This is a genomic window from Phyllobacterium sp. 628 (assembly GCF_014189505.1).
In the GTDB taxonomy this organism is placed as follows: Bacteria; Pseudomonadota; Alphaproteobacteria; order Rhizobiales; family Rhizobiaceae; genus Phyllobacterium.
The window spans coordinates 3,109,734-3,126,371 of record NZ_CP050301.1; the positions used below are offsets into that span (position 1 = coordinate 3,109,734).

General features: G+C 54.7%; 13 protein-coding genes. 4 read left to right on the forward strand and 9 right to left on the reverse strand.

The genetic code is table 11. From position 1 onward, the window contains the following. Positions 1-7 precede the first annotated feature (7 nt). Positions 8-991, forward strand: a complete 984-nt coding sequence (gene dgcA, locus HB779_RS16955; RefSeq protein ID WP_188343437.1) for an N-acetyl-D-Glu racemase DgcA — start codon at positions 8-10, stop codon at positions 989-991. Positions 992-995: 4 nt separating this feature from the next. Here the strand turns inward: dgcA and HB779_RS16960 are convergent, their stop codons facing one another. Further along, positions 996-2,198: an MFS transporter gene (locus HB779_RS16960; protein WP_188343438.1), complete on the reverse strand. Its 1,203-nt coding sequence runs from the start codon at positions 2,196-2,198 to the stop codon at positions 996-998. A gap of 263 nt (positions 2,199-2,461) precedes the next feature. Between HB779_RS16960 and HB779_RS16965 the strand changes: the two genes are divergently transcribed. Continuing rightward, positions 2,462-3,271 (forward strand): RDD family protein, encoded by an 810-nt coding sequence (locus HB779_RS16965; RefSeq protein WP_188343439.1) that lies wholly within the window; start codon positions 2,462-2,464, stop codon positions 3,269-3,271. Here the strand turns inward: HB779_RS16965 and HB779_RS16970 are convergent. Both HB779_RS16970 and HB779_RS16975 read right to left on the reverse strand, forming a co-directional pair. Continuing rightward, complete coding sequence (locus tag HB779_RS16970; protein ID WP_188343440.1) at positions 3,240-4,298, reverse strand: glycosyltransferase family 1 protein; 1,059 nt, start codon at positions 4,296-4,298, stop codon at positions 3,240-3,242. The two genes, HB779_RS16965 and HB779_RS16970, sit on opposite strands and share 32 nt — an antisense overlap. Before the next feature lie 27 nt (positions 4,299-4,325). Beyond that, positions 4,326-5,147 (reverse strand): UDP-2,3-diacylglucosamine diphosphatase, encoded by an 822-nt coding sequence (locus HB779_RS16975; protein WP_188343441.1) that lies wholly within the window; start codon positions 5,145-5,147, stop codon positions 4,326-4,328. Between the two features lie 228 nt (positions 5,148-5,375). Between HB779_RS16975 and HB779_RS16980 the strand changes: the two genes are divergently transcribed. Together HB779_RS16980 and HB779_RS16985 are read left to right on the forward strand one after the other, a co-directional pair. Next, positions 5,376-7,673: an NADP-dependent malic enzyme gene (locus HB779_RS16980; RefSeq protein ID WP_188343442.1), complete on the forward strand. Its 2,298-nt coding sequence runs from the start codon at positions 5,376-5,378 to the stop codon at positions 7,671-7,673. 42 nt (positions 7,674-7,715) lie between these two features. Further along, positions 7,716-8,879: a DUF2865 domain-containing protein gene (locus HB779_RS16985; RefSeq protein ID WP_188343443.1), complete on the forward strand. Its 1,164-nt coding sequence runs from the start codon at positions 7,716-7,718 to the stop codon at positions 8,877-8,879. On the opposite strand, the gene gltX is transcribed toward HB779_RS16985, so the two are convergent. From gltX to nhaA, 6 genes are all read right to left on the reverse strand, one after another. Beyond that, positions 8,797-10,170 carry a glutamate--tRNA ligase gene (gltX, locus tag HB779_RS16990; protein ID WP_188343444.1) on the reverse strand — a complete coding sequence of 458 codons (1,374 nt, stop codon included), beginning with the start codon at positions 10,168-10,170 and terminating at the stop codon, positions 8,797-8,799. The genes HB779_RS16985 and gltX overlap by 83 nt on opposite strands. 239 nt (positions 10,171-10,409) lie before the next feature. After that, positions 10,410-12,224 carry an ABC transporter ATP-binding protein gene (locus HB779_RS16995; RefSeq protein WP_188343445.1) on the reverse strand — a complete coding sequence of 605 codons (1,815 nt, stop codon included), beginning with the start codon at positions 12,222-12,224 and terminating at the stop codon, positions 10,410-10,412. A gap of 547 nt (positions 12,225-12,771) precedes the next feature. Further along, the gene (locus HB779_RS17000; protein WP_188343446.1) at positions 12,772-14,445 is read right to left on the reverse strand and encodes an NAD+ synthase; all 1,674 of its coding nucleotides are present in this window, start codon (positions 14,443-14,445) and stop codon (positions 12,772-12,774) included. 53 nt (positions 14,446-14,498) lie between these two features. Then, positions 14,499-14,849: a diacylglycerol kinase gene (locus tag HB779_RS17005; RefSeq protein ID WP_188343447.1), complete on the reverse strand. Its 351-nt coding sequence runs from the start codon at positions 14,847-14,849 to the stop codon at positions 14,499-14,501. 75 nt (positions 14,850-14,924) lie between these two features. Then, on the reverse strand, positions 14,925-15,344 hold the full coding sequence (locus tag HB779_RS17010) for a GFA family protein (RefSeq protein WP_188343448.1): 420 nt from the start codon (positions 15,342-15,344) through the stop codon (positions 14,925-14,927). Positions 15,345-15,408: 64 nt separating this feature from the next. Beyond that, positions 15,409-16,593: a Na+/H+ antiporter NhaA gene (nhaA, locus tag HB779_RS17015; protein WP_188343449.1), complete on the reverse strand. Its 1,185-nt coding sequence runs from the start codon at positions 16,591-16,593 to the stop codon at positions 15,409-15,411. Positions 16,594-16,638: the final 45 nt, after the last annotated feature.

Here is a 16,638-nt window from a genome sequence, read left to right on the forward strand (position 1 = left end):
GCGCATAATGGGAAAAAATCTGATCGTATCCGTCGAACGCTGGCCCATCGCTGGAACGTTTACAATCTCTCGAGGTTCCAAGACGGAAGCGGCAATCGTGCTTTGCACTTTGAGTAACGGGCCCTACACCGGACGCGGCGAATGTGTGCCTTACGCACGCTACGGCGAAAGTCTCGATTCTGTCTGCGCTGAGATTGAAAAGCTGCGCGAGGCTCTGGTTCAAGGTGCTACCCGGCACGATTTACCTGGACTGATCGGAGCAGGTGCGGCGCGCAACGCCGTCGATTGCGCGCTCTGGGACTTAGAAGCCAAACAAAGCGGACAACGGGTAGCGGACATGCTTGGCCTGCCGCCCTTAAAATCCTTGACCACCGCAGTGACTGTTTCGTTCGGCGATCCCCAAACTATGGCAGCTTCAGCTCGAGCGCTCGCGGAACGGCCTTTGATCAAGGTGAAGGTTGGCGGCGAAAACGACGTCGAGCGCATTCGTGCAGTCGCAAAGGCCGCGCCGAACAGCCGGATCATCCTTGATGCAAATGAAGGTTGGTCCGACGCCAATATTATCGAAAACATGCTCGCGGCTGCGAAGGCAGGTGTGGTTTTGATTGAGCAGCCTCTTCCAGCCGGAAAAGACGCCATTCTTGCAAAAATCCCCCATCCGGTGCCGATCTGCGCCGATGAAAGCGCCCACGGTACCGACGATTTGCACACATTGCTCGGCATTTATGACAGCATCAACATCAAGCTCGACAAATCAGGCGGTTTGACCGAAGCCATGCGCATGCAAAAGCGTGCGCGCGAACTGGGTTTTGGGATTATGGTTGGTTGCATGGTCGGCACGTCACTGGCCATGGCTCCCGCCTTTCTGGTGGCGCAAGACGCAGACTTTGTCGATCTCGATGGCCCTTTGATTCTTAAAGAGGACCGCGCGCCGGGCCTTGCCTTCGAAGGCAGCAGCGTTGCACCGCCGGAGCCAGAACTCTGGGGCTAGGGCCTCAGCGTTCGCGCTGTTCCAGCTTAAGAGAAACGTTGGCGAGGAAAAGCCCAATCGCGGCCAGAACGACCATTGCATAGAACCCGTAAATGCCGGTGGCGCTATAAAGCGGGCCAGAGACCATCGTAATGATTGCCAGCGATGTACCGATGAAAAACGTGGAGATGCCCTGTGCTGTGCCGCCCTTTTCCTCCGGAATGGTCATGGCGATCATCTTCTGCATGCCGAGAAACGAGAGTGCGAAGGAAAACGAGTGCAGGCTCTGCACCACGAAAAAGCCGGTGACGCCAAAGCCAGCGGGCACAATCAACGGGAAGACAGTCCAGCGGAAGATAGCAACACCGGAGCCGATCATCAGAACCCGGGCCGGATGCAGACGCCCGAACACCCGGCGAAAGCAGGTGAACATAATCACTTCCGCCACAACGGCGATCGACCATAGGGCGCCGATCACCGTTTCCTCGATGCCAATCGACTTCCAGTAAATGGCGGAAAAGCTGTAGCCATAGGCATGGCTGGCCTGCGTGATACCAGTGGCAATCAGAAACGTTACGAATGCCGGACGCCGCAGTGCCCTGCCCGCATCGGCCATATCAATGTCAGAGAGCGGCGACAGACGGCGCGGCTTGCCAATGCGCGGCACAACAAAACTCATCCCGCAGGCAGCAATGAGAGCCCCGAGCAGAACCGTTGGGATAATCCATTCACCCGTATGCTGGATCAGCACACCGCCACCAAAGGACGCCAGCAGAAAGGCAATAGAGCCCCAGACACGCATACGCGCAAAATCAGCGCCATAGCGGCGCACACCTGAAAGAGCAATCGTATCGGCCAATGGCACCTGCGATGTCCAGGGCGCGGCCAAGACCAGCGAAACGACAAGGATGCCGAAAAAATTGAATGGCAAAAAGTAAAACGCCGCGACAATGACGGCAAGAATGGTCGCGATCGTCAGGATATGCGCGCGATCATTCGATTGATCCGCAAGAATGGAAACCAGGGGCGCTGCAATCACACGCACGAATAGCGGCATGGACAGCACGATCGAGATCTCCGTCGGTGACAGCGATTTGAATTCGAGCCAGAGCGGAAAGTACGGCAGATGCAAACCACTCGAAATGAAGATAGCAAAGTAAGCCAGAGCAAGCCGCAACTCGAAACGAGACGGTTTGTCGTGAAAATTATCCGCAGTTGCGGCTGTCATCGGGTAGGACTTTCGGAGAATAGACGGAACGGCATGTTATATATAGATTGATCCGTCTCCCGAAGTATCACGATTTGCGACAACGACCTAGAAGCGTTGAAGGTTTTTGTTGGGTTTAAGTATTCATTGCAACGGAAAAGCCCCCGGCGAAAAATTTCGAATATATGATTGGTGTTGCACAGTTTATTTTCGTTTTTGAATTGTATTTACCAAAAAATCCATTCACCTTAACGCAAATATGATCACGCGGGGGCAAGATCACAATGACAGATACATCCGACTATTCTCAGCCGAAACGATCAGATTTCTGGCGGCGGGTCGGCGCATTGTTAATCGATTCCATCATCGTATTGCTACCATTGCAGATATTGGTAATGGTACTCTACGCACAAACAAATGGAGCTGTTCAGGGCACCTTTGGGTTTACGACCACAATTTGTTATTCAGTGTCTGCACTGCCGGAGGGTATCAAGCTTGACCCTCCACCTCCCGCTGATTACGACTCGATAACCGATTGTCACACCGGTCTTCTTGGCTTCGACATGTCACGAGAGTTGGTCATCAGCAAAAGCACCGAGCAAGGATCTGTCACGACAACAGTCAGTCAAACTTACACTCTCGGACCTGACAGTGTTCCACGAACTGCGTGGTCAATGGATATTCCAGCTATAATTATCTTTTTGGCATATCTTATTTTTATGGAATTTAAGTCCGGTTCCACCTTCGGAAAGCGCGCTGTAAAAATACGAGCTGTCGATATTGCTGATGTAACGCGTTCAGGTCTGCCGCTGCGCAAAGCAATCCAGCGAAATTTGGCCATGTGGATCGGTTCGATCCCCGGTTTGCTGGTTCTTGCTCTTCTATTTTTTAAGAGTCTACAAGCCGCACCTAATTTCTCAGGTGTTTTCTTTTTCGTGGCGATCGCGTTCATCATCCAACTTGGCTGGACAATATGGATTATTGTTTCAGTTTCCCAGAAAAACGACCCGATTTACGATCAACTGGCAGCAACGGCTGTAATACGAGTGGAAACCAAACCCGTTAGCGCGCCGACACAGTCCGCGCAGCCTTAGTCCGGCGGCCGATGGGCTGTTTGACGGCAACGACCGCCGTGAGAATTTCTTCGAAAATATCGGCACAGGCTTCCCAACTGAAGCCCTGAAGTTTGGTATCGGGATCGACCGGCCCCATCTTCAAGGCACCGAGTGCCGCTTCCTGCAAATCGGCTGATAACACGCCTGCGCCCGTCGCACCGATGACATCTTTAGGGCCAGCAACGGGATAACCCGCCACCGGAAGCCCGCAGGCAATGGCTTCAAGCAGCACAAGACCAAACGTATCGGTGCGGCTGGGAAAGACGAAAACATTAGCACCCGCATAATGGCGGGCGAGGTCTTCGCCTTCCTTCTTGCCGGCAAAGACAGCATCAGGGAACTTCCGTTTCAGTTCGTCCATGTCTGGACCGTCGCCGACAATCAGCTTCGTTCCCGGCAGGTCGAGCGACAGGAATGCTTCCAGATTTTTCTCCGGCGCAACGCGGCCGACACACAGAAACACCGGGTGTTGCAAACCAAGATCGACGTCCGCTTGCGGTCTGAACAGCGCGCGGTCAACGCCGCGCGTCCAGACCTTCAGCGTATCAAAACCGCGTTCCGTCAATTCCTCATAGATGGATTGCGTTGGCACAAGGCAGGTTTCGGCAGCATTATGAAACCGCCGCAGGAAGCCATAGGTCCATGATAAGGGGATCGGCAGGCGTTCGCGCAGATATTCCGGGAAACGCGTATGAAAGCTGGTGGTGAAACGCCATTTGTTCTTCAGGCATGCCCGCCGCGCCATGATACCAAGCGGACCTTCAGTCGCGATATGAACGAAAGCGGGCTGCAATGCCTCAATCCGGGACTTCACCGCAGCCGGATGGGTCAAGGCCAGACGGATTTCCGGATAGGTCGGGCATGGCACGGAGCGATAATCCGCAGGCGAGATGATCGTCACCTCAACGCCGCGCGCTTCCATCTGCTCGCGCAGTTTTGTCAGAGTCCGCACGACACCATTCACCTGCGGATGCCAGGCATCGGAAACAATGACGAGCCTTTTCATTGGAATAATCCTTGCCGGAGAAGGATATCAGGCCGCATTCGCCGCCTTGGGCCGCTTGTCTTCCAGTTTGACAACCGGGGCAAAACCAGCCTTCTCGCCAATCAGATGCGTCCAGGAAATAAGCTCCATTTTGCCGTCATTATGTTCGACAATCGCCGTACAGCTTTCAACCCAGTCGCCCGTATTGATGTATTCAATGCCGTCGATCTGTTCGATGGTCGCATGATGGATGTGCCCACAGATGACGCCATCGGCGCCGATGCGGCGGGCTTCTTCGGAAACCACGGTCTGGAAGGAACCGATGAAATTGACAGCCTTCTTCACCCGGAATTTTGCCCAGGCCGAGAACGACCAGTAGCGCAGCCCAAGCATGCGCCGAACCTTGTTCATGACGGTGTTGATCGCCAGCGCTGCGTCATAGGCCCAATCACCAAGATAGGCGATGTGCCGGGCATTACGCACGACCACGTCAAACTGATCACCATGGATCACGAGAAATTTACGGCCGTCCGCAGTCTCGTGCATCGTCCGGTCCATGACCTCGATACCGCCAAAATGCGTGCCCTGAAAATCGCGCAGAAATTCGTCATGATTGCCGGCAATATAAAGAATTCGCGCGCCCTTGCGACTTTTGCGCAAAAGCTTCTGCACGATATCATTGTGTTCCTGCGGCCAATGCCAACTGCGGCGCAGACGCCAGCCATCGACAATATCGCCAACGAGATAGATCGTATCGGCATCGTGATACTTCAGAAAATCCAGCAGGAAATTCGCTTTCGCACCCTTTGAGCCGAGATGAACATCGGACAAAAAGATCGTACGGAACTTGCGGGCCTCTGGCTCGACCATGATGCTGATCTCCGTTCAGCGCTGATACACACGGGGTATCTACACGCCGACACAAACCTGATTCATGTCACAGTCTTATGACGCTGGCGAAAAGTAAGTGGTTTCGAAAGATAAACACTTGTAACAAAATAGACTTCATTTATGGCTCTTCATGTCATTTATGCATGCTAAAAAGATTGAATCGCAAATCCCACAATGCGACCAGCCAATTTTCGGAGGATCTGATCCATGGCCAAGGACAACACGCCCAACCAGTCTGACCTTGATGAGAGCGCACTTTTTTATCACCGCTTTCCCCGGCCAGGTAAGTTGGAAATCCAGGCAACCAAACCGCTTGGAAATCAGCGTGACCTGGCCCTAGCCTATTCCCCCGGCGTAGCGGCTCCATGTCTGGCCATTCATGCCGATCCAGCCACGGCCGCCGACTATACCAGCCGCGCCAATCTGGTTGCTGTTATTTCGAACGGCACCGCCGTGCTTGGTCTCGGCAATATCGGACCCCTCGCGTCCAAGCCTGTCATGGAAGGCAAGGCAGTCCTGTTCAAGAAATTCGCTGACATCGACGTTTTTGATATTGAAATCGATGCGCAGGAAATCAACAAGATCGTTGACGTTGTTGCCGCACTCGAGCCGACTTTCGGCGGCATCAACCTTGAAGATATTAAGGCACCGGAATGTTTCGACGTGGAAGAAATCCTCCGCGCCAAGATGAACATTCCGGTTTTCCATGATGACCAGCATGGCACAGCCATCATCGTTGCCGCTGCGATCCTCAATGGTATGGAACTGGCCGGCAAGGATCTGTCCAAGGTCAAGATCGTCGCATCAGGCGCTGGTGCTGCCGCCCTCGCCTGTCTCAACCTTCTGGTCAAGCTCGGTGCCAATCGCAAAAATATCTGGGTCTGCGATCTTGATGGCGTCGTCTATGACGGCCGTAATACGCTGATGGACCGCTGGAAATCCGTTTATGCGCAGAAGACCGACGCCCGTGTGCTGGCTGACGTTATCGGCGGTGCCGATGTGTTCCTTGGCCTATCTGCTGCCGGTGTGCTTAAGCCGGAACTATTGAAGCAAATGGCGCCCAACCCGCTGATCATGGCGCTTGCCAATCCGAACCCTGAAATCATGCCCGAGGACGCACGTGCGGCACGGCCTGATGCCATGATTTGTACCGGGCGCTCCGACTTCCCCAATCAGGTCAACAATGTCCTGTGTTTCCCCTATATTTTCCGCGGCGCGCTCGATTGCGGCGCTCGGGCGATCAATGAAGAAATGAAGATGGCGGCGGTGAAGGCTATTGCTGCCCTCGCCCGGGAAGAGCCATCGGATGTCGCCGCCCGTGCCTATTCCGGTGAAACACCAACATTCGGTCCAAACTATCTGATCCCTTCACCCTTTGATCCCCGCCTGATCCTGCGCATAGCTCCTGCTGTTGCCAAGGCAGCCATGGAGACAGGTGTCGCTGACCGTCCGATTGAAGATTTTGATGCCTATCTTGACCGGCTGAACCGCTTTGTCTTCCGCTCCGGCCTGATCATGAAGCCGATCTTCACAGCGGCGCGCACAGCTGAAAAGAAACGCGTCATTTATGCCGATGGTGAAGATGAGCGCGTGCTGCGTGCTGCACAGGTGGTGCTTGAAGAAGGCACAGCCATTCCGACGCTGATCGGTCGTCCGCAGGTTATCGAGACACGGCTCCAGCGTTATGGCCTGAAGATCAAAGTTGGTACGGATTTCGATATTATCGATCCGGAGGACGATCCGCGCTATCGCGACTACGTTGACTTGCTGGTCAATCTCACTGGGCGCCGGGGCACGACACCAGAAGTTGCACGCACCATGGTCCGCGCCAGCGGTACGGTCATTGCGGCACTGGCGATTGTTCGCGGCGAAGCCGATGCCATGATCTGCGGGCTTGAAGGTCGTTTCGAGCGGCATTTGCGCAATGTCGATCAGATTATCGGAAAGCTGGAAGGTATTCGCAATTTCTCGGCTTTGAGTCTCCTGATCTCGCAGCGCGGCATTCTGTTTCTGACGGACACCTATGTCAGCATTGACCCGACCGCGGAAGAAATTGCGGAAAAAACCGTTCTTGCTGCCAATGAAATTCGCCGCTTCGGTATCGAGCCGAAGGCTGCACTTCTCTCGCATTCCAACTTTGGCTCGCGCGATTCTGAAAGTGCCGCAAAGATGCGCGCTGCCTCGGAAATCCTGCGCTCCAAGGCACCGGATCTGGAACAGGATGGCGAAATGCATGGCGACTCCGCCCTGTCGGAAATCCTGCGTGAGCGTGTACTGCCGCATTCCCGTTTGAGCGGCGAAGCCAATCTTCTGGTATTCCCCAATCTCGATGCAGCAAACATTACGTTGAACGTCGTCAAATCCGTCACAGACGCGCTGCATGTCGGGCCGATCCTGCTCGGCGCTGCCAAGCCGGTGCATATTCTGACGCCTTCGGTGACATCGCGTGGTATCGTCAACATGACGGCGCTGGCCGTTGTCGAGGCGTCCCAGCGCCTGGAATAATAAGCGGGCGTCTTATTGCTGCCGCACGTTCATGGATGGTTCATGCGCATTCAGCCAAACTGGTTGCGCATGATCTTGGCAGGGCTTGAGCACTATATGAAACGGGTCATCCATTTTGCAGCATTCGCCATGGGCGCACTGCTGATATCGACGCAGTTCGCGGCGGCGGCCTCGGATATCTGTATCCGCATGGAACAGCGGCTGCGCGAAATCAACAATGATTATGATACGGACGAATACGAACTCAGCCTGCGCCGCGACCGGGTCGAGGCTGCGCTTGATGCTAACAATTGCACCGCTTCCTATGACGAAGATCGCGAAATCCCGCCGCGCGAGCCTGCGCCCCGGCGCCCTTACGAAATTCTTGGCAACGAACAGCCCGATCAAACCGAGCCGCTGGACGATACAACACCTGTCTATGGCGGACAATTTCAGACGCTGTGCGTGCGCACTTGCGATGGCTATTATTTCCCTATTTCCTACGCCACCGGTGCTGAAAATTTTGGACGCGATGAAGCACAATGTCAGGCACAATGCCCGGGAGCGAAACTGTTTTACCACGCAACCCGAGGTGAAACAGTCGATCAGATGACATCGCTGCGTGGTCAGGCCTATACGGACATGCCCAACGCGTTCAAATTCCGCAAGGTCGGCGCGAATGGCACACCGCAATGTTCCTGCCAGCGGACGGCTGGAAACTACACCACCTTGGGAAATCCAAAGGAAATTGCCAAAGAACCGGCAAAGCCGCTTCCGCCTGTGGGGATTGCGCCTGCGACCAAACCAGCGCAGACGATGCAACCGGCTGAACCTGCCAAGCTGGAACCGCCCAAAACGTCAGCTCCCGCTCCAGCAGAACAGGCGCTTGAGCCTGCACACCCGATAAAACCGGTCGAACCTGTTAAAGCCGAACCTTTGCCGCCTGCTAAGCCAGCCCAACCCGCTGAGGCGAGCAAACCAGCTGTACCGGTTGAGGCCAAGGTTGAGCCGGCAGCGCCTGCGACGACCACCGACAAAAAACCATCTTCGATTATTCAGATGGGAACGCCTGCAATACCGAAAGTTGAAGCCGAACAACCAAAACCGCTGTCACCGGACAAACCCATTGATCCCAACCGCAAGGTTAGGGTCGTCGGGCCAACGTTCCTTCCCGACCAAGAAGGGGCAGCAAATCTGCGAGTTCCGGGCCAGAAGCCAGCCCAGTAAGCGCGATGCGCAGCGGCATGAACAGGGGCTTTCCCTTGCGGCCGCTCTGGGTTTTCACGGCATCAGTCCATAGCTTCCAGGTTTCGCGGTTCCACGGTTCCGGCGGCAGAACATCAAAGGCCGCACGGACAAAATCAATATCCTCGGTGGCAAGCGCTTCGGTGCTGACCGGGCCATCCTGAATGATGCTCCACCAGAGACCGGCATCAGAAACGCGGGAGAGATTGCCGCGCACCGCTAGCCAGAAAGCTTCGGCCTTGGTGCCTTCTATGCCCATCCCGGTCAACCGGATCTGAGCCGCCTCAAATGGCATCGCATGAATGAGCGTGCGGTTGAGTGTATCCAGTTCCGCCGGATCAAATTTGGATGATGATTTCGACGTGGCCTTGGGATCAAAAATTTCCGCCAGCGCCGCCATATCCGACACCGCCACGACATTCTCCGATGTACCGATGAGCACGGCAAGGCTGGCGACTGCCATTGGCTCATAGCCATCCCGGCGTAGACTGCCAACCGACAGCGCACCTGTACGTTTGGACAGCCCCTCGCCTGAAATGGTGGTCAGAAGGTTGTGGTGCCCCAACTCCGGCGCTTTGGCCCCCAACGCTTCGAAAATGGAAATCTGCACACCACTGTTGGTTACGTGGTCATCGCCGCGAATGATGTGGGTGATGCCCATATCGATATCATCAACGACAGATGGCAATGTGTAGAGATAGGTGCCGTCTTCCCGCACAAGAACAGGATCAGAAAGCGAAGCAAGATCAACGGTTTCCGGACCACGTACAATGTCGTTCCAATGCACGTCGGTACGGACCGGCATGAATGGATCATCTTTGAAATTGGGCAGCAGAAACCGCCAATGCGGCGGTTGACCTTCCGCTTCCAGTTTCGCACGGTCTTCAGCCGTCAATTTCAGCGCATCACGGCCATAGACCGGTGGCAGACGACGCGCGAGACGCAGCTTGCGCTTGCGCTCCAACTCTTCCGCCGTCTCGTAACAGGGATAAAGCAAGCCGGCCGTTTTCAACTTTTCAACAGCAGCATCATAAACCGCAAAGCGCTTCGACTGGTATTCAATGCGCGCGGGCTTGATCCCCAGCCATTCGATATCTGTGGCTATAGCATCGGCATATTCGGTCTTGGAGCGCTCCACATCTGTATCATCGAAGCGCAGGATTAATTGGCCGTTATTCTTCAACGCAAACAGCCAGTTGAACAAGGCAGTACGCGTGTTGCCGATGTGGATATAGCCGGTGGGGGATGGTGCAAAACGGACGGTAATGGTCATGCGTCGGGCATATCGGAACGACGAGTGAATATCAATATAGGCCGCACTTTCGTGCGGCCTATAGCATCAACGTTGAACGTTCTTGCAAAACCATCGTGCGTGGTTCGACGGGGCTCACCATGAGGGAGGACTGTGGGTTGCAGGAAGATAATTTCTGCAAACTTTGTTGTTGGCTTTGCAGCCTTCCATTTCCCTCATGGTGAGCTTGTCGAACCACGCACACTTTTTATGCCAGCGCTTTATCCATCATTGAGCACGAGACCCTTGGTCAGTTCCAGCGCCTGCCGCTCGAACAAGCCACGATAGATACCGGCTTTCAACTGGATCAGGGCCTCATGATTACCCTCTTCGGCAATCCGGCCATGCGAGAAGACCAAAAGCCGATCGAGCGCCCGCACCGTTGATAGCCGGTGCGCGATCACCAGTGTCGTCCGCCCCTGCATCAGCCGTTCCATCGCCTGCTGGATCAGCACTTCTGATTCTGAATCAAGGCTCGACGTTGCCTCGTCCAGAATAAGAACCGGAGCATCCGCAAGGAAAGCCCGGGCGATAGCCACGCGTTGACGCTCACCGCCGGACAGCTTGACACCGCGCTCACCCACCAGCGTGCCATAACCTTTCGGCAGACCCGTGATGAAATCATGCGCGCTGGCTTGCCGTGCTGCTTCCTCGATCTCGCTCTGCGTGGCTGTTGGCCGCGCATAGGCGATATTCTCGGCCAGCGTCCGGTGGAACAGGATTGGTTCCTGCTGCACGATGGCAATCTGCTGACGCAGTGATGCCTGGGTAACGCCGGCAATATCCTGACCATCGATCAGGATTTGACCGGCCTTTACGTCATGCAAACGCTGGATCAGCTTCACAAACGTGGTTTTGCCCGAGCCGGAATGGCCCACAAGACCCACACGCTCACCCGCCTTGATCGTTACCGAGAACCGGTCATAGAGCGGCTTGCGATGCACACCATAATGGAACGTCACATTGTCGAACACGATCTTGCCATCGGTGATCTGGATGGGTTTGGCACCCGTCTTGTCATCAATGCCGAGCGATTGACTCTGAATGTCAACAAGCTCTTCCATATCGTTGATCGAACGCTGCAAATTACGGATATGCATGCCAACTTCACGCAGATAGCCCTGCAGGATGAAGAACGATGTCAGCACGAACGTAATATCACCCGCACTCGCCTGCCCCTTTGACCACAGCCACAGCGCAAAGCCGATGACAGCCGCCCGCAGAATGAGCAGCATCGAACCCTGAGTCGTGCCATTGCGCGTGCCGCGAATCCACGTGCGCCGCGTCCGGTCCTGCCACTTGGACAGAACTTTCTGCAGCCGTGCATCCTCACGGCCTTCCGCACCGAAGCCCTTGACGACCATGTTGCAGCTGACAGCGTCCGCCAGCGAACCGCCGAGCTTTGTATCCCAGCGGTTGGCGAGACTTGCCATTGGTGCAACGTAGCCAAGCGACATCATCGCGGTAACAGCAACGAAGATGAATGAGCCCAAGCCAATGACCACGCCCATCATGGGCCAATACCACGCCATCAGCGCTGTTGAGCCGACAAGCATGACGACGGACGGAAACAGCGCCAGAAGCAATGTGTCATTCAACAGATCAAGCGCCCACATGCCGCGCGTGATTTTGCGCACAGTGGATCCGGCAAAGCTGTTGGCATGCCAGTCCGTCGAGAAACGCTGAACACGATAGAATGCCCCGGACGCGATATCCGACATCATTTTGAGCGTCAGAGTGACAATCAGCATGAACGTGATGTGACGCATGACGATCGCCCCCAAAGACAGGGCAAGCAGCGTAGAGAACGCGGCAATGGCCGCATTCCACACAACAACTTCCGTCGCTGCGCCATTGACCACCGCATCAACCAGACGTCCGGAATAAAGCGGCGTCAACACGTCGGCCAGTGTCGAAAGCAACACTGCGCCAAGGATAATAGTCAGACGCACCGGCTGTTTTTGCCAGTGTAACCAGGTGAATCCAAGAACGCTGCGGAAAGCTCCGCCGCGAAGAGCAAGACGAAAAAATGACATGACAATCGTCCGGTGCAAAAGCGCACCGGCCTCAAATATATATTTCAGACGAGAATGCCGCGGTACAGAACAAGGGACTCAATACGGCATATTTGGTTTGGCGACTTGCCTGAGTACAGGAAAGGCCAAGGTCGGCGATGAGTATTCTTGACCGGTGAAGTCAATTGAAAAGCCCTTGGGCTTTTCATCATCACGTGTCAGGAACGGACGCCGCCCCGAGGGGACATTGAAACTGGTGCCATTCTAAACCTCCCGAGCGTTATTGCCGGAAAGATGGCTTATAGGCGACTCGCAATGACGCGCCAAGCGCCTATTTTTTGAGCAAACGCTTTTCAAATTCTGGTGCGGCGCGATTGCAACACTAGACCTTAGTCTTAAGAAAAAGAGATGGCTGCAATAATATTGGCGCGTGGTTCGACAAGCTCACCATGAGGGAAGTGTAGCTGCAGAAACAATCGGAATCATTACAGAATATGACTCCCTGCAATCCTCACTCTCCCTCATGGTGAGCTTGTCGAACCACGCACCGACCTTGCTGCAATCGGGCTTAACCGCGATCCCGAAACTTGTTGGTGATCGGATAACGCCGGTCACGGCCAAAGTTTTTCCGCGTTACCTTTACGCCCGGTGCCGACTGCCGGCGCTTGTATTCGGCAAGATAGAGCAGGTGTTCGATACGCTCCACCGTCTTGCGCTCATGACCACGTTCAACGATTTCATCCACGCCCATCTCGTTTTCAACGAGACACTCAAGAATATCGTCGAGGACTGGATATGGCGGCAGCGAATCCTGATCCGTCTGGTTTTCACGCAGTTCGGCGGAAGGTGCTTTTTTGATGATATTCTCCGGGATCACAATACCCGATGGACCAAGTCCACCAGCCGGAACATTCCTGTTGCGCCATTCGGACATGGCGTAAACCTGCATTTTGTAGATGTCCTTGATCGGGTTGTAACCGCCGTTCATATCACCATAGAGCGTGGCATAACCGACCGACATTTCCGACTTGTTACCCGTAGTGACAACCATCGAACCAAACTTGTTGGAAATCGCCATGAGGATCGTGCCACGCGCACGGCTCTGCAGGTTTTCTTCGGTGATGCCTTCCTTGGTGCCTTCGAAAGTCGGGCCAAGCGCTTTCAGAAAGCCTTCAACCGGCTGGAAGATCGGCACGATATCGTAGCGGCAACCGAGCGCTTTGGCGCAATCCTCGGCGTCCTTGAGCGAATCTTTGGAAGTATAGGTGTATGGCATCATGACGGCACGCAGACGCTCCTCCCCCAGCGCATCGACGGCGAGCGCCGCACAGATGGCCGAGTCGATACCGCCCGAAAGGCCAAGCACCACATCCTTGAAGCCGTTCTTGTTGACATAGTCACGCAGACCCAGCAGGCAGGCGCGATACTGTGCCTCCTCGCCTTCCGGGATTTTTGACATAGGGCCCTCGGTGCAGGACCAGCCGTCCGAACCCCGCCGCCAGGTCGTGACGATCAGCTGTTCCTCGAACTGCGACATCTGGAATGCGAGCTTCTTGTCGGCATTGAACGCAAAGGACGCACCGTCAAAAATCAGATCGTCCTGCCCGCCCAACTGGTTCGCAAAAATCAGCGGCAAGCCGGTCTCGATGACCTGGCGCAACACCACCTGATGGCGGATATCCACTTTGCCATTATAGTAAGGTGAGCCATTGGGCACACAGAGAATTTCAGCGCCGCTCTCCGCCAGCGTTTCACAAACGCCAAGTTCACCCCAGATATCTTCGCAGATGGGAATGCCAATGCGCACACCGCGAAAATTGACCGGTCCGGGCATGGGCCCCTCCTGGAACACGCGCTTTTCATCGAATTCGCCGTAGTTTGGCAGATCAACCTTGAAGCGCTCGGCGATGACTTTCCCGCCATCCAGCACAACGGCTGAATTGTGCAGGCCGCTCTCACGGCGCAGAGGTGTACCGATGATCACGCCCGGCCCACCGTCGGCTGTATCCGTCGCAAAATCCTGGACCGCCTTCTCGCACGCCTCGATGAAAGCTGCTTTCAGCACGAGATCTTCTGGCGGATAGCCGGAGATAAACAGCTCCGTGAAGAGAACGAGGTCGGCCCCTTGCCGGGCCGCATCCGCTCGCGCGTCACGCGCTTTAGCCAGATTTCCCTTGATATCACCCAGAACAGGATTGAGCTGGGCGATGGCGATACGAAGGATGTCGGTATTTTTGCTCATAATGAACATATATCATTTCGTTGGAGATTTAACAATGCGACTCGCACGCCGCTTCAGGAAAAAAACACGTGCCAAATTGTATAGAACCAGACGATTGCGACGAGAACAACCGAGATCAGCACGGCCAGTGATCCGCAATCCTTGGCGATCTGAATGTCCCGCTGGAAATCGCGCGAAACCGCGTTGCATGCAGCTTCAATACCCGTATTCAGCACTTCGATCATGATCAGGATAAGCACGGAGCCCGTCAAAATCAGGAAAATCAGCACGGAAGGCGCAATGGCGGCGGCGATCGGGATCGACAGGATAAAAAGAATGAGTTCCTGCTGAACTGCTTTTTCATGCACCGCCAAATACCTCAGCGCACGCATGGAATTGACGAATGCCAGTATAAGCCGCTGCATGATCTGCTCCCGTCCGATCAACGGCAGCTATAAAGCCAGATCAGCGCGCGTCAATCCTTCTCATTCGATACGAGGTCAGTCACCAGCCACAACAATACCGCCGCCGCTTGCCACGTATTTCGGCAACTCGTCCTTGATGTCGTAATAATCACCCTTGTCACCGACAAAAATATGCGTTTCTCCACGCAGGCCAGACGGCTGATCAAACGATCCCGCCATGACCGAAATATAATCCAGATCGTGATGCTTCCAGAACATCACCGATCCGCAATTCTTACAGAAACCACGCGCCGCATATTCGCTGGCCGCATACCATTTGATGTTGTCTTCACCCAAAATGGTGATGTCATCGTTCTGGACATTGGTCGCTGCGTAATAATGACCGGATTGCTTGCGGCACTGCGAGCAGTGGCAATAGACAATGCCGCGCAATTTTCCGCGTGTCTTGAAGCTGATATTGCCACACAGGCACGATCCGCTATGCAATTCAGCCATGACGGCAACTCCCATTCAGTCCAAACCCAAGAATAGACGGACCAGCGCTTTCAGCCTTTCGCAATCACGCCTTTGACGAACGCCCGAGCGACAAGCGAAGGAAGAACGCACCGACCAAGGCCGACAACAGCGATCCAAGCAACACGCCCAGTTTCGTCTCGTCCTGCAACAGCGGCGAATTGGCATAAGCCAGCAGGCCGATAAACAGGCTCATGGTAAAGCCAATGCCACAGAGGATCGATACGCCATAAATCTGGAACCAGCTGGCTCCGGCCGGACGTTCGGCGAGACGAGATTTGATCGCGAGATAAGCAAAGGCAAAAATACCGATCTGCTTGCCAAAGAAAAGACCGGCAGCCACGCCCAACGGCACCGGATCAGCAAGATTGGATAGCGAAACGCCACTAAAGGAAACGCCGGCATTGGCAAAGCCAAAAATCGGGACAATGGCAAAACCGACCCATGGCTGTATGGCATGTTCCAGTTTCAACAACGGTGATTCAGTCGTGCCCTCTTCGGTGCGCGATCCCCGCATCGGAATTGTCAAAGCCAGCAGCACACCGGCAATGGTAGCGTGGATACCGGACTTGAACACCAATATCCAAAGGATCACACCCAGAATAAGATAAGCCCAAAGCCTTACGATGCCAAAACGGTTCATACCCATCAGGATAATGAAGATGGCAGCAGCACCGGCTACAGCCGGAATATTCAGCCCTTCTGTATAAAACAGGGCGATGATGATCACAGCGCCAAGATCATCGATAATGGCGAGCGCCGTCAGGAAGACTTTCAGGGACAGCGGCACACGTGATCCCAGCAAAGACAGTACGCCCAGCGAGAAGGCAATATCCGTTGCCGACGGAATAGCCCAGCCGCGGGCAGTTTCGCCCTGATTGAAAGCCAGAAAGATCAGAGCCGGTACCAGCATGCCACCCACCGCGGCAAATCCCGGCAATGCACGGCGCGACCAGCTCGACAATTGTCCGCTGATCATCTCGCGTTTGATTTCCAGACCGACCAGCAAAAAGAACACTGCCATCAGGGCATCATTCACCCAATGCAGAATGCTGAGGCCCCCAACATAGGTCTTGAGAAGGCCGAAATACCATTCGCTGAACGGGGAATTGGCAATGATCAACGCCAGAGCCGCAACAACCATTAGAATGATGCCGCCAGAAGCTTCACTTTCAATGAAGGAACGGAAAGACGATGTAAGGCGGATTCGGCGCGAAGGTTTTGTTGTCATGCAACCTTGATAGAATCCCAGGAACTAAAATTCCAGCCAAAACGA

Coding starts and splice junctions, on each gene's coding strand:
- dgcA (WP_188343437.1), top strand. CDS start 8: ATGGGAAAAAATCTGATCGTATCCGTCGAACGCTGGCCCATCGCTGGA.
- HB779_RS16960 (WP_188343438.1), bottom strand. CDS start 2,198: ATGACAGCCGCAACTGCGGATAATTTTCACGACAAACCGTCTCGTTTC.
- HB779_RS16965 (WP_188343439.1), top strand. CDS start 2,462: ATGACAGATACATCCGACTATTCTCAGCCGAAACGATCAGATTTCTGG.
- HB779_RS16970 (WP_188343440.1), bottom strand. CDS start 4,298: ATGAAAAGGCTCGTCATTGTTTCCGATGCCTGGCATCCGCAGGTGAAT.
- HB779_RS16975 (WP_188343441.1), bottom strand. CDS start 5,147: ATGGTCGAGCCAGAGGCCCGCAAGTTCCGTACGATCTTTTTGTCCGAT.
- HB779_RS16980 (WP_188343442.1), top strand. CDS start 5,376: ATGGCCAAGGACAACACGCCCAACCAGTCTGACCTTGATGAGAGCGCA.
- HB779_RS16985 (WP_188343443.1), top strand. CDS start 7,716: ATGCGCATTCAGCCAAACTGGTTGCGCATGATCTTGGCAGGGCTTGAG.
- gltX (WP_188343444.1), bottom strand. CDS start 10,170: ATGACCATTACCGTCCGTTTTGCACCATCCCCCACCGGCTATATCCAC.
- HB779_RS16995 (WP_188343445.1), bottom strand. CDS start 12,224: ATGTCATTTTTTCGTCTTGCTCTTCGCGGCGGAGCTTTCCGCAGCGTT.
- HB779_RS17000 (WP_188343446.1), bottom strand. CDS start 14,445: ATGAGCAAAAATACCGACATCCTTCGTATCGCCATCGCCCAGCTCAAT.
- HB779_RS17005 (WP_188343447.1), bottom strand. CDS start 14,849: ATGCAGCGGCTTATACTGGCATTCGTCAATTCCATGCGTGCGCTGAGG.
- HB779_RS17010 (WP_188343448.1), bottom strand. CDS start 15,344: ATGGCTGAATTGCATAGCGGATCGTGCCTGTGTGGCAATATCAGCTTC.
- nhaA (WP_188343449.1), bottom strand. CDS start 16,593: ATGACAACAAAACCTTCGCGCCGAATCCGCCTTACATCGTCTTTCCGT.